We start from the raw sequence: 12,360 nt of genomic DNA on the forward strand, positions 1-12,360 counted from the left end.
CTCCTGGGAGGCTCGTTCGCTTGAACGAGTGTTTCATCAAAACTACGTCTGGCCGGATCGGTCTTTCCTAGAACGCGGTGGCCTTGCCGATGGCGTTCAGTCGATCGAGGCGGTCGGAAGAGCCTTTCGCTGCCCTTCGATTAAACAAATGGTCCCTCACGATGAGGATGTGTAGTATCGATTGTCGGAACGCGTTGTTCATGAATTGATAACAATGCCCCCTTGAAAACCGCGAACCAGACCTCCACGCGCCGGGTCGAAACAGCTGTCGTCGCGCACCTCTTGCCTTCCGGCTCAAGTCCGGGCAAAAGGCCGCAATGATCCAGATTTCCGGCCTTTCCGCCCGCATCGCGGGCCGTCTCCTCATCGAAAACGCATCCGTGACGCTGCCGTCAGGCACGAAGGCTGGGCTTGTCGGACGAAACGGCGCCGGCAAATCGACGCTGTTTCGCATCATTACCGGTGAGTTCGCGTCGGAAGCCGGCACGATTTCGCTGCCCAAGAATGCGCGGATCGGCCAGGTCGCCCAAGAGGCGCCCGGCACCGAGGAACCGTTGATCGAGATCGTGCTCAAGGCGGACAAGGAACGCACGGCGCTGGTCGCCGAAGCCGAGACCGCGACCGACCCGCACCGTATTGCCGAAATCCAGACGCGGCTTGCCGATATCGGCGCCCACTCGGCGGAGGCGCGTGCCGCGAGCATTCTCGCCGGCCTCGGCTTCGATCACGAAGCGCAATTGCGCCCTGCCTCATCCTTCTCCGGCGGCTGGCGGATGCGGGTGGCGCTCGCAGGCGTTCTCTTCTCCGAGCCGGACCTGTTGCTGCTAGACGAGCCGACCAACTATCTCGACCTCGAGGGCACGCTCTGGCTCGAGGATTACATTCGGCGCTATCCGCACACCGTCATCATCATCAGCCATGACCGCGACCTGTTGAACACGGCCGTCAACGCCATCGTGCATCTCGATCAGAAAAAGCTCACCTACTATCGCGGGCCTTACGACCAGTTCGAGCGGCAAAAGGCGGAAGCGGACGAGCTGCAGACGAAGGCGAAAGCCAAGAACGACGCCGCACGAAAGCATCTCCAGAGCTTCATCGACCGCTTCAAAGCGAAAGCCACCAAGGCCCGCCAGGCGCAGAGCCGCGTCAAAGCGCTGGAGCGCATGGGTACAATTGCTGCGGTGATCGAGGATCACGTCCAGGGTTTCTCCTTCCCGGACCCGGAGAAGGAAGCAGCATCGCCAATCATCGCCGTCACCGGCGGTACCGTCGGATACGAACCCGGCAAACCGATCCTCAAGCGCTTGAACCTGCGGATCGACACCGACGACCGCATCGCCCTGCTTGGGTCGAACGGCAACGGCAAGTCGACTTTCGCCAAGTTCATTTCCGGGCGGCTTGCGCCCGAATCCGGCGAACTGAAGATTGCGCCGAACCTCAAGGTCGGCTTCTTCGCGCAGCACCAGCTGGATGATCTGATCCCGACCCAGAGCGCCGTCGAGCACGTGCGCCGCCGTATGCCGGAAGCGCCGGAAGCGAAAGTCCGTGCCCGCGTGGCGCAGATGGGTCTGGCGACCGAAAAGATGGAGACGCCGGCCAAGGACCTCTCGGGCGGCGAAAAGGCACGCCTGCTGATGGGGCTTGCCGCATTCGACGCACCCAACCTCCTGATCCTCGATGAGCCGACCAACCACCTGGATATCGACAGCCGCAATGCGTTGATCACCGCGCTCAACGACTATTCCGGCGCCGTCATCCTGATCTCGCACGACCGCCACCTGATCGAGGCGACTGCCGACCGGCTGTGGCTCGTGCGGGACGGAACGGTGACGAGCTACGACGGCGACCTGGAAGACTATCGGAGCCTAATCGTTGGCGGCCCGAAGGCCAAGGAAGACAAACCCAAGGCAGCCGGAGCGGACGATTCCCTGTCAAAGGCGGACCAGCGCAAGGCCAACGCGGACAAGCGCACGTCGCTCGCACCCTTGAGGAAAAAGATCAACGAAATCGAATCGCTGACGGGAAAGCTGGAGAAAGTGATTCAAGCGCTCGACGCTGAACTCGCCGACCCGACGCTTTACGAAAAGTCGCCGGCGAAAGCCGCACAGAAGGCCAAGGAACGCTCCGACGCAGTCGACAAACTTGCGCATGCCGAGGAACAGTGGCTCGAACTCTCGTCCGAATACGAAGAGGCGATGGCCAGTTGATCCGACGCATTTGAACTGGCTGTCCGGGCGTGTGATCGTCGGTCAGCCGAGTTCGAAGGTGCTGATGCCATAGATGCGGGCAAGCGGCAGATCGGGCGCGACGCCCCGATACATCCGCGCCGTTTCGAAAACCGGTTTCATATTGTAGCGCTCGCAGAGCGCCCGCGCCGAGGCATTCGGCTCGGGAATGTCGAGGTAGATCTCCTCGCCCTTCACCGTCGCGGCCAGCTTTCGAAACACCAGGTCGGCCGCCGTCTCGCTTTCGGAAAAGAGCGGACCGATCCTGTAGCCCTGTCGGCAAGCACGCAACGTGCCATAGCCAGAAATCGCACCGTCACGAAGCAGCACGACGCTTCGGCGCGTCCGGCCCGACCTTAGCCATTCGGTGAGAAAGGCGTCGCGCCGGGCCGGCATGAAGCGACGGTCGTACTCGATCAGCATCGGCATGTGGATCGGCGCAACCTCCACCAGATCCGTGCCCGGAGGCTCGACCACGTCGACGATGCCGCCGTAACGGATATTGGCGTGAGCGAGGACGAAGCCTGACCGGCGGTAGTTCTCCTGCTCGACAACGACCCCATCGAGACCGACGATGCGTTGTCCGGCTGTCGACAGGGCCTGCTGCCACATCTGGCTGCCAATGCCCTGCCGGCGAAAATCCGGTGTTGTTATGTAGAAACCGAGAAAGGCATAGTTCTCGTCATAGCGTACCAGCGATATGGCGGCCGCCAGCTTGTCCTCGCGCTCCGCCACCCAGTACCCTTCCGAATCCGCCGCCCAGAATGCCGCCGCATCGTCGAGCCCCGGGTTCCAGCCTTCGCGCGCCGCCCAATCGATAATGGCGTCGAGCTCGTCGCGGCTGGCATGGCGGATTTCGTGGTGCATAATCTCTCCTCGTTCTGCCGGGCACCACGCGTGTCGTGTTTGCTGAACATGTGGACTGGCATCATGGATTGTAGAAGCTAGCGCACAGGAAGCCAGAAAGAATGGGTCTGGTCCTGTTTTGTTTGCCGTTCGGAAAACCGGGCTCGCGTCTCTTCGGCAGTGCTTGCCCGCGCCGCGCAATCTGCTACAAGAACCGACAATAAATCATACTAATATGAGCGAAACACCATGCCTCCCATTCAAATCGCGCTTGTCGGCGTCGGCAAGATCGTTCGTGACCAGCACCTGCCGGCCATTGCCAAAAACGGCGACTACCGCCTGATTGCCGCGGCGAGCCGCCACGGCACCGTCGATGGCATCGATAATTTCAAGTCGATCGAAGCGATGCTGGAGGCCGTTCCCGCCATCGAGGCGGTATCGCTCTGCATGCCGCCGCAATACCGGTATGAGGCAGCGCGCACTGCCCTTGATGCCGGCAAACATGTCTTCCTCGAAAAACCGCCGGGCGCCACGTTGAGCGAGGTCGCAGATCTCGAAGCCCTGGCTGCGTCCAAGGGACTGTCGCTGTTTGCGAGCTGGCACTCGCGCTATGCGCCCGCCGTAGAAGCGGCGAAATCGTTTCTCGCCGCAACGGCAATCCGCGATATGAAAATCATCTGGAAGGAAGATGTGCGCCACTGGCACCCGAACCAGGAGTGGATCTGGGCGGCGGGCGGCCTCGGCATCTTCGATCCGGGCATCAACGCGCTGTCGATCGTGACGCATATCCTGCCGCGGCCGCTGTTCATCACCGCTGCCACGCTGGAATTCCCGGAGAACCGCGACGCCCCGATCGCCGCCACGATCGCCTTCACCGATGCCAACAAGCTGGCCGTTTCGGCGGAGTTCGACTGGCGCCAGACCGGAAAACAGAGCTGGGATATCGTCGCGCAGACCGATGCCGGCGAAATGGTGCTTTCGGAAGGTGGTGCAAAGCTCTCCATCGATGGCAAGATCGCACACGAGGAGCCGGAGCGGGAATATCCGATGCTCTACAAGCGCTTCGCCGAAATCATCAGGGCCAGGACCTCGGACGTCGATCTGGCGCCGCTGCGCCATGTCGCCGATGCGTTCATGCTTGGCCGACGCAAATTCGTCGAAGCCTTTCACGACTAAGCTTTCAGAAACATTGAAAGACAAAGCCCGCGGCTTGCCGCGGGCTTTGTCGTTTTGAAGCAATTCGGTTGCTCCGTTCAGGCTTTCTTTTCCCAGCGGCCGTCGCGGTTCTGTTGCCAATAGGTGAGGTTGTGGCCCTCACCCTTCAGCCGCTTCCAGTGGCCGCGAGCGGCTTCGAGCTGTTCCTGGTCGTAGCCGTCGAACATGAAGACGATCCGCTCATAGGTATCGATCGGTGGCGGATTGGCGCCGTCGATGATGAAGCGGACGGTCGCCGCGTTGTGGTTGCCATCATCCGCCACCAGCAGAACCGGCTGCTCGGCGGCGAGTTCCCCGGCGTCCGTCCCGTGCGGCAGGAAACTTTCGTCCCTGTAAACCCAGAGATGCGTGTCGAGCGCATCCCGCCTCTCGGCATCGACCGTCTGCACCACCACCCTCCAGCCGCGCTCGACGCTCTTGTCGAGCAGCGGTGGAAGCGCATCCTCGAGCTTCGATTCCGTCAGGTGATAGAAAAGGACCTCGGTCATACCGATCTCTCCACGACCTTCACCACGGCTCGCAATGCCGGTCAGGACTCGTAGCTCGCGCGAACCAGCTCGTCGAGAAGGCGAACGCCGAAGCCCGAGCCCCAGGATTGATTGACTTCGTCGGTCGGCGAGCCCATGGCGGTTCCGGCGACATCGAGATGCGCCCAGGGCGTATCCCCAACGAAGCGCTTCAGGAACTGCGCCGCCGTAATCGCGCCGCCATGACGTCCGCCGGTGTTCTTCATATCGGCAAACTTGCTGTCGATCATCTTGTCGTATTCCTTGCCGAGCGGCATGCGCCAGAGGCGCTCCTGCGTGGCAATGCCAGCGGCCAGCAATTGGCCGGCCAGACGGTCATCATTCGAAAACAAGCCGGCGTGATGGGTCGCAAGCGCGACCATGATGGCACCCGTCAGCGTCGCAAGGTCGATTATGGCCTGGGGCTTGAAGCGGTCGTTGCAGTACCAGAGCGCATCGCAGAGGACGAGACGTCCCTCGGCGTCGGTGTTGATGACCTCGATCGTCTGGCCGGACATCGAAGTCACGATGTCGCCTGGGCGCTGCGCGCTGCCATCCGGCATGTTTTCCACAAGTCCGATGATGCCGACGACGTTGACCTTGGCGTGACGCGCCGCAAGCACGTGCATCAAGCCGGTGACGGCCGCGGCGCCACCCATGTCGCCCTTCATCTCTTCCATGCCGGCCGCGGGCTTGATCGAGATGCCACCACTGTCGAACACGACGCCCTTGCCGACGAAGGCAACCGGTCGATCCTTGGACTTGCCGCCCTTCCACTGCATGACGACCAGCCGCGGTGGACGCGTCGAGCCCTGGGCAACGCCGAGAAGCGCGCCCATCCCAAGCTTCTTCATTTCCTTTTCGGTGAGGATTTCCACCTCGACGCCGAGCTTTTCCAGTTCCTTCGCCTTGGCGGCGAACTCCAGCGGACCGAGGACGTTTGCCGGCTCGTTGACCAAGTCACGGGCGAGGAATACGCCCTCGCCGACCGCCTGCGCCGTCGCAAAAGCCTTCTTCGCTGCAATCACCGCGCCGGTAACGATCGTCACTTTCACGGGCTTGCCTGCCGGCTTGGCCTCGTCATCCGCTTTTTTCGTCTTGTAACCATCGAAGCTGTAAGCGTTCATTTCCATGCCGAGCGCAAAGTCGGCCGCCGCCTTGCCGGTAACGTCGAGGTCGGGGACGTCGATGAAGATCGTGGCCTTGTCGGCCCCACGCAATTTTGCAGCCGCTGCGCCGCCTGCCTTCAGCCAATCGTGGTCGGTCAAGGCATCGGTGTCACCGAGGCCAAGAACGACGATCCGGTCCGCCGGCGAGCCGTGCGGGGCAATGATATCGAGGGTGGAGAATGCCTTGCCGCTGAACTTCTTGACCTTTACCGCCTTGGCCAGCACGCCTTCCGGGTCGGCGACATCGGCGCCCGCCGCCTGTCCTGCGGTAGCTTTCAGAAGAACTGCAACACCCCCCGCCGGGCGATGGGACTTGGCGAAGGTGAACTCAAATTTCATAGACATTACAAAACTCCGGGCATTTCTCGGTCTTACGCGCCCCACCCTGTTACCGGGGGGTTACAGTGACAAACATTCGCTGCGCCTACCGCCGTCAAAACTGTGGTCCGCACCCTTCTCGCTTTTCAACGGCTTGGCAAGATGCCCGCAGATGTTTACATGCGGTTAACCGAGGTTCTTCGTCTTAAATTATCCCAGTTGCTTTACGATTTGAGCAGCGCCGGACGTGAGACGGAAGCACGGTTCCCGCTGATGGCGGCGGCAGCAACAGGCGTTTCGATGCGGCGGTGCGGCACAGAAACATGAGCAGGGATTTGGACCGGAAACGGACATGAAGCTGATCGAACGCTACATTTTCCGGCGTGCCCTGACCATGTTCCTCGCGACACTTTTGCCGTTGCTCGGCATCGTGTGGACGACGCAGGCGCTGACCAACGTCAATCTGGTGACCGATAGCGGACAGTCCGTCTTTGCGTTCCTCAAGCTGGCAACGCTCATCCTGCCTTCGGTCGTGCCGATCATTCTGCCGTTCGCTCTGGTGATCGGGGTCACCCAGACGCTGACGACGATGAACACCGATTCGGAGCTGACGGTGTTGAACGCGGCCGGAAGCTCGCGCATGACGATCATCCGCCCGGTCATCCTTCTCGCCGCCGGCCTTAGCGTCCTGTCGTTCGTGGTCGACAATTTTGTCGAGCCCTATTCGCGCGTCGCCGTGCGCAAGATGCTGGCAACGGCCAACGCCGACCTGCTCTCCTCGGTCGTCCAGGAGAACGCCTTCCGCAAGATTACCGACGGCCTCTATGTGCAGGTTGGCGGCCGGCGCGGCGGTGGCGTGCTCGAGGGGATCTTCGTTGCCGATTCGCGCAACCCGGCTTTCGAGCTCGTCTATTATGCCCGCGAAGGTGCTGTGGACGAGAAGAGTTCGGCGCTGGTGATGAAGGACGGCGAAGTTCAACGCAAACTGCCGGACGGCGGCGTGTCGATCATCAAGTTCGATTCCTACGCCTTCGATTTGGCCGACATGACGAAGGCGACGCGCGAAGCGACGATCCGCGCCAAGGACCGCGACCTTCCCAATCTTTTCAATCCGGACCCCAATGATCCTGTTTATCAGGGCAACCCACTTGCCTTCACCGCCGAATTGCACCGCCGCCTGACGGAATGGACGTTCCCGCTGGTGTTCGGCTTGATCGCGCTTGTCTTCTGCAGCGATGCGCGCTCGCACCGCGAGGCGCGTGTCCATCCGATGGTCAGCGCACTCGGCTCTGCCCTCGTCATCCGGTGGATGACGTTCTATGCGGGCAACAGCGCCGAGGATTCCGTCTGGTTCGTTCCGTTGATGTATATCGTGCCCCTTGCGACCGGCGCGCTCGCCATACATCAACTCGTCAGCAACCGTCGCCTCGACATTCCGATGACCTGGCAGGAGAAACTGTCCGAGCTGATGGTCCGCCTTCGACTCGTGCGTCCCACATCCGACGGGAGCAACGCATCGTGATCTTCACCACGCTCGGCCGCTACTTCCTGACCCGCTACGTCGTCACGACCTTCTGGTTTCTGGTCGGCATTTTTTCGCTGGTTTTCATCATCGACTTCAGCGAACAGGCAAGCCGCCTGTCCAATCTTCCGCATTATTCGGTCACCGGCGCGTTGCTGATCAGCGCGTTCCGGATCCCGACCATCCTGCAACAGACCGTTCCCTTCGTGGCACTCTTCTCGGCGATGGCGGCTCTGATCTCGCTCAACCGCCGCTACGAGCTGGTGGTTACCCGCGCCGCGGGCATTTCGGTGTGGCAGTTCCTGCGCCCGTTCGTCCTTGGCGCCTTCCTGTTCGGCGTGCTCGCGGTGCTTGCACTCAACCCGCTCGCAGCCTGGGGCGCGAAGAAGGAAGAGGCCCTGCTCGCCTCCCTGGGCTCATCGCGCACCTCGGATGCCGGTTCGATTCCCTGGCTGCGACAGATCCATGAGGGCACCGATACGATCATCGGCGCACGCTCGGTTCAGGATGGCGGCACCACACTTCTGAACGTCACCGTCATCCACTTTGATCCACAGGGTTCGATCATTCTGAGACAGGATGCCGCCTCCGCTAAACTCGAAGATGGTTACTGGCTTCTTAATGGCGTCACGGAAACAAGCAGCGGACAGCTGCCTCGCCGTCTGCAAACGGCACAACTGCGCACGAATCTGAAGCCGGAGTTTGTTCAGGAAAGGCTTGCGAAGGCTGATTCCATTCAGTTTTTCGACCTTCCGCGGAAGATCGAAGTGGCGCGCTCATTCGGCTTTTCCACCAGCGGCATGGAAACCCAATTCCACTCCCTGTTGTCACTGCCGCTGCTTCTCGTCGCCATGACTCTGATCGCGGCATGTGTGTCACTGAAATTTAGCCGGTTCAACCAATCTCGCTCGGTAATTCTCGGTGGAATCCTATCGGGCTTCGTGCTTTATGTCGTCACCGTGCTTGTCAAAGCATTCGGGAGCAGCGGTATTGTGCCTCCTTTCGTTGCAGCCTGGTTGCCAGTTGTTGTAGCGATGGCGCTGGGCTCGACGATTCTTTTAAATCAGGAGGATGGCTAGTGGCGGTAGGCAACCGCAAACGTACAAAGCTGATCAACGCTGCCCTGCTCGCAGGCGTGGCGCTGCAGACACTTGCCATGGGAATGAGTGCGCCCGCGCTCGCGCAGCAGACTTCGGAGCGCCTTGATTCGCTGCGCCCGAACATGCCGGAAGATGCCAAGCTGCTTCTGTCCGCCAATGAGCTTGTCTATAACAAGGACGCCGAAAAGGTCATCGTGCGCGGCAACGTGCAGATCGACTACGGCGGCTACAAGATGGTGGCCCGACAGGTCGAATACGACCAGAAGTCGGGCCGCATTCATGCCACCGGTGAAATCCAGTTGATCGAGCCGGGCGGCAATATCGTCTATGCTGAAAAGATGGACGTCACCGATGACTTCGGCAACGGTTTCGTCGATGCCATGCGCATAGAGACGACCGATCTGACACGGCTTGCAGCGACCAGCGGCGAGCGGCGGAATGGCGAAGAATTCATCCTCAACGAGGCCGTCTACACCGCGTGCACGCCCTGCACGACGAAGCCCGATCACCGTTCGCTGTGGCACATCAAGGCCCAGCGCGTCATCCAGAATGGACGGACGCGGACGATACGGCTGGAAAATGCCCGCTTCGAGCTTTTTGGCAAGCCCATCGCCTATATTCCGGTGATGGAACTGCCTGATCATACGGTCAAGCGCAAGAGCGGCTTCCTGTTCCCGAAGTTTCAGTACACGCAGAAGCTCGGCGCAGGCGTAGGCGTCCCCTATTATTGGGCAATCTCGCCCTATATGGACGCGACCGCCACCCTGACGGGCCTGAGCCGCCAAGGCTTCCTGCTCGAAGGCGAGTTCCGCCAGAGCTTCCACAACGGCCTTCACACCTTGAGTTTTGCCGGCATCAGCCAGCTCGACAAGAGCCGCTTCACGCCCGGTACGGTCGACGCGCTCGAAACGAACCGCGGCATGGTCGCTTCCAAGGGTGTGTTCGAGATCAACCCGCGCTGGTCCTTCGGCTGGAACGTCCTCGTCCAATCCGACAACAACTTCGCCAAGACCTACGAACTGTCGACTTTCGACGGAACGACTTACGTCAACCAGGCGTATCTGACCGGGCTTGGCAAGCGGAACTACTTCGACCTGCGCGCCTTCTATTTCGATATCCAGGACGCGGACGCCAACAGCATCGCTGAAAACCAGCAGCCTGCCGCGCAGGTTCTGGATTATTCCTACAAGGCTCCAGAGCCGGTATTGGGCGGCGAGCTTTCGGGAACGGTGAACTTCACCAACATCAAGCGCAACCGGCTCGACCTTGATGCCGTTCCAGGCGCCAACAGATTCCGGGGCCTCGAGGGCACGTCGCACCGCCTGACGGCCGAGCTCGAATGGAAGAGGACCTACATCGCTCCGGGCGGGATCGTCCTGACGCCGTTGCTTGCCGCGCGCGGAGATGCGCTCGGCCTGAACATGTCGGATCCGGGTGCCGGCTATACCGGCGACTACCACAACAGTGACGCCGCGACGCGGCGCATGCTGACAGCTGGTCTCGAGGCACGATATCCGATCCTGTTCGTCGGTGACAACAGCAGCCATGTTCTCGAGCCGATCGCCCAGATCTATGCCCGTCCCGACGAACAATATGCTGGCGGCCTGCCCAACGAAGATGCGCAGAGCTTCGTCTTCGACGCGACGAACCTGTTCGATCGCGACAAGTTCTCCGGCTTCGACCGCATCGAAGGCGGCACGCGCGCCAATGTGGGTCTTCGCTATACCGGAACGTTCGACAGCGGCTACGGCCTGCGCGGCATCGTCGGCCAATCCTACCATCTTGGCGGTTTGAACTCGTTCGCAACCGACGATCTGGTCAAGGCGGGAGCGAATTCGGGCCTTGAGAGCACGCGGTCCGATTACGTCGCCATGTTCGGTATCGATGCGCCGTCTGGCCTGATGGCCAGCCTATCCGGCCGTCTCGATGAAAAGGACCTGGCGCTGCGTCGCGCCGATGCTACCGTGGGGTATCTCGGCCTGACCTGGCAGGCGGCAATGACCTATACGCGCATCGAGGCGCAGCCGCTTTATGGCTCGCTCGACGACCAGGACGAAATCCAGACCGCGGCGGCCTACAGGTTCCACGATTACTGGTCTGTCTTCGGCGCGATAACCTACGACATCAACAACGATGTCATCTCGCGTAATGGCTTCGGCATCACCTACGACGATCAGGACACGCTGTTCTCGCTCGTCTACCAGCAGGAACGCGATACCGACAGCACGATTGCGAACGATTGGTCGATCGGCGCCCGCATCAGCTTCCGTACCCTCGGCGACGTCAATGTCGGCGACACGAAGTTCGAAGAGCTGGACTACTATTGATACGCTTCGATCGGAGGGGCATTCGCCACATGTTTGCCCCTCTGCCCGTTATCGGGCCGGCCAAACGGTCTTGTCATCGTTTGGCCGCATGTATTATGCATTCCCTCCGACAAGATAAAACAACGGCGTGAGCCGGGATGCGGATCGAAGCACCAGGCTTCGCCCGCGCGAAGGACAGGAAAATATGATGGGCGGGAAAATGTCGATCTTGAGGACGCTTTCGGCACTGGCTTTGGCCGGCAGCCTGAGCATTGCCGTTTGCGCGAGCGCGCAAGCTGCGAGCCAGGTGAAGGTAACGGTCAACAGCACCGTGATCACCTCCGGCGACATTGCCAAGCGCGTTGCCTTCCTCCGCCTGCAACGCCAGAGTGGTGGTGCAGAAGAAGCCAAGAAGCAGCTCGTCGACGAGGTGCTGAAGCGTGCCGAGATCGCGCGGATCGGCCAGTCGGTCAGTACCCAGGACGTGGATGGGGCCTATGCGCGCTTCGCAGCCGGCAACAAGCTCTCGCCGGAGCAACTCGGCAAGATTCTCGATCAAGCCGGCGTTGGTTCCGACCATTTCAAGCAGTTCATCGCAGTGCAGATGAGCTGGCCGCGCGCCGTCAACTTCCGTTTCGGCAGTTCAAATCGCCTGCAAGGCGCCGATCTCGTCAAGCGCATGATGGAAGGTGGCGGCACCAAGCCGGTCACGACGGAATACTATCTCAAGCAGGTCATCTTCGTCATTCCGGAGAAAAAGCGCGGCGCCATCACCGGCAAGCGTCAAGCGGAAGCCAACGCAGCACGTGGCCAGTTCCCGGGATGCGATACCGCCAAGGTTTTCGCGGCAAACTACCGTGACGTTTCTATCCGCGATCTCGGCCGCATGCTCGTCCAGCAGTTGCCGGACGAGTGGAAGCCGCTCGTCGAGAAGGCCGGCGACGGCAACACGACGGGAACGCGCGTGACCGAAAAGGGCGTCGAATTCCTGGCGATCTGCAAGAAGCGCCAGGTCAATGACGACACTGCAGCCGAAATCGTCTTCCGCGCCGAGGACCTCGGCAAGAAGAAGGCCGGCGGCGAAGACCCGAATAGCGAAAAGTACCTCGAGGAGCTGCGCAAGAAGGCGCAGATCGTCAACAAGTAAGATCAG

The 12,360-nt window shown here is 60.9% G+C and carries 9 protein-coding genes; 6 read left to right on the plus strand and 3 right to left on the minus strand.

What is annotated here, in order from left to right; translation table 11 throughout:
- Positions 1-317 precede the first annotated feature (317 nt).
- Positions 318-2,207 (plus strand): ABC-F family ATP-binding cassette domain-containing protein, encoded by a 1,890-nt coding sequence (locus ABIE33_RS02280; RefSeq protein WP_429120859.1) that lies wholly within the window; start codon positions 318-320, stop codon positions 2,205-2,207.
- A 42-nt stretch (positions 2,208-2,249) separates the two neighbouring features.
- On the opposite strand, the gene ABIE33_RS02285 is transcribed toward ABIE33_RS02280, so the two are convergent.
- Positions 2,250-3,092 (minus strand): GNAT family N-acetyltransferase, encoded by an 843-nt coding sequence (locus tag ABIE33_RS02285; protein WP_429120862.1) that lies wholly within the window; start codon positions 3,090-3,092, stop codon positions 2,250-2,252.
- Positions 3,093-3,320: 228 nt separating this feature from the next.
- Here ABIE33_RS02285 and ABIE33_RS02290 point away from each other — a divergent pair, with 228 nt between their 5' ends.
- The gene (locus ABIE33_RS02290) at positions 3,321-4,247 is read left to right on the plus strand and encodes a Gfo/Idh/MocA family protein (protein ID WP_429120865.1); all 927 of its coding nucleotides are present in this window, start codon (positions 3,321-3,323) and stop codon (positions 4,245-4,247) included.
- A 77-nt stretch (positions 4,248-4,324) separates the two neighbouring features.
- On the opposite strand, the gene ABIE33_RS02295 is transcribed toward ABIE33_RS02290, so the two are convergent.
- Positions 4,325-4,774 carry a DNA polymerase III subunit chi gene (locus ABIE33_RS02295; protein WP_429120868.1) on the minus strand — a complete coding sequence of 150 codons (450 nt, stop codon included), beginning with the start codon at positions 4,772-4,774 and terminating at the stop codon, positions 4,325-4,327.
- Positions 4,775-4,815: 41 nt separating this feature from the next.
- Positions 4,816-6,306, minus strand: a complete 1,491-nt coding sequence (locus ABIE33_RS02300; RefSeq protein ID WP_429120871.1) for a leucyl aminopeptidase — start codon at positions 6,304-6,306, stop codon at positions 4,816-4,818.
- Between the two features lie 325 nt (positions 6,307-6,631).
- Here ABIE33_RS02300 and lptF point away from each other — a divergent pair, with 325 nt between their 5' ends.
- The 4 genes from lptF to ABIE33_RS02320 all read left to right on the plus strand — a co-directional run bounded on the left by lptF (position 6,632) and on the right by ABIE33_RS02320 (position 12,354).
- Positions 6,632-7,801: an LPS export ABC transporter permease LptF gene (lptF, locus tag ABIE33_RS02305; RefSeq protein ID WP_429120874.1), complete on the plus strand. Its 1,170-nt coding sequence runs from the start codon at positions 6,632-6,634 to the stop codon at positions 7,799-7,801.
- On the plus strand, positions 7,798-8,880 hold the full coding sequence (lptG, locus tag ABIE33_RS02310) for an LPS export ABC transporter permease LptG (RefSeq protein ID WP_429120876.1): 1,083 nt from the start codon (positions 7,798-7,800) through the stop codon (positions 8,878-8,880). The genes lptF and lptG overlap by 4 nt, the downstream gene beginning before the upstream one ends.
- A complete protein-coding gene (locus ABIE33_RS02315) occupies positions 8,880-11,228 on the plus strand; it encodes an LPS-assembly protein LptD (protein WP_429120879.1) in 2,349 nt (782 codons plus the stop codon). The genes lptG and ABIE33_RS02315 overlap by 1 nt, the downstream gene beginning before the upstream one ends.
- 184 nt (positions 11,229-11,412) lie before the next feature.
- A complete protein-coding gene (locus tag ABIE33_RS02320) occupies positions 11,413-12,354 on the plus strand; it encodes a peptidylprolyl isomerase (RefSeq protein ID WP_429120882.1) in 942 nt (313 codons plus the stop codon).
- Positions 12,355-12,360: the final 6 nt, after the last annotated feature.

It is taken from the genome of Ensifer sp. 4252, from assembly GCF_050434565.1.
Lineage (GTDB): Bacteria > Pseudomonadota > Alphaproteobacteria > Rhizobiales > Rhizobiaceae > Ensifer.

What these genes read in the sequence shown, in the direction of transcription:
- ABIE33_RS02280 (WP_429120859.1), top strand. Translation starts at nt 318, where the DNA reads ATGATCCAGATTTCCGGCCTTTCCGCCCGCATCGCGGGCCGTCTCCTC.
- ABIE33_RS02285 (WP_429120862.1), bottom strand. Translation starts at nt 3,092, where the DNA reads ATGCACCACGAAATCCGCCATGCCAGCCGCGACGAGCTCGACGCCATT.
- ABIE33_RS02290 (WP_429120865.1), top strand. Translation starts at nt 3,321, where the DNA reads ATGCCTCCCATTCAAATCGCGCTTGTCGGCGTCGGCAAGATCGTTCGT.
- ABIE33_RS02295 (WP_429120868.1), bottom strand. Translation starts at nt 4,774, where the DNA reads ATGACCGAGGTCCTTTTCTATCACCTGACGGAATCGAAGCTCGAGGAT.
- ABIE33_RS02300 (WP_429120871.1), bottom strand. Translation starts at nt 6,306, where the DNA reads ATGTCTATGAAATTTGAGTTCACCTTCGCCAAGTCCCATCGCCCGGCG.
- lptF (WP_429120874.1), top strand. Translation starts at nt 6,632, where the DNA reads ATGAAGCTGATCGAACGCTACATTTTCCGGCGTGCCCTGACCATGTTC.
- ABIE33_RS02320 (WP_429120882.1), top strand. Translation starts at nt 11,413, where the DNA reads ATGATGGGCGGGAAAATGTCGATCTTGAGGACGCTTTCGGCACTGGCT.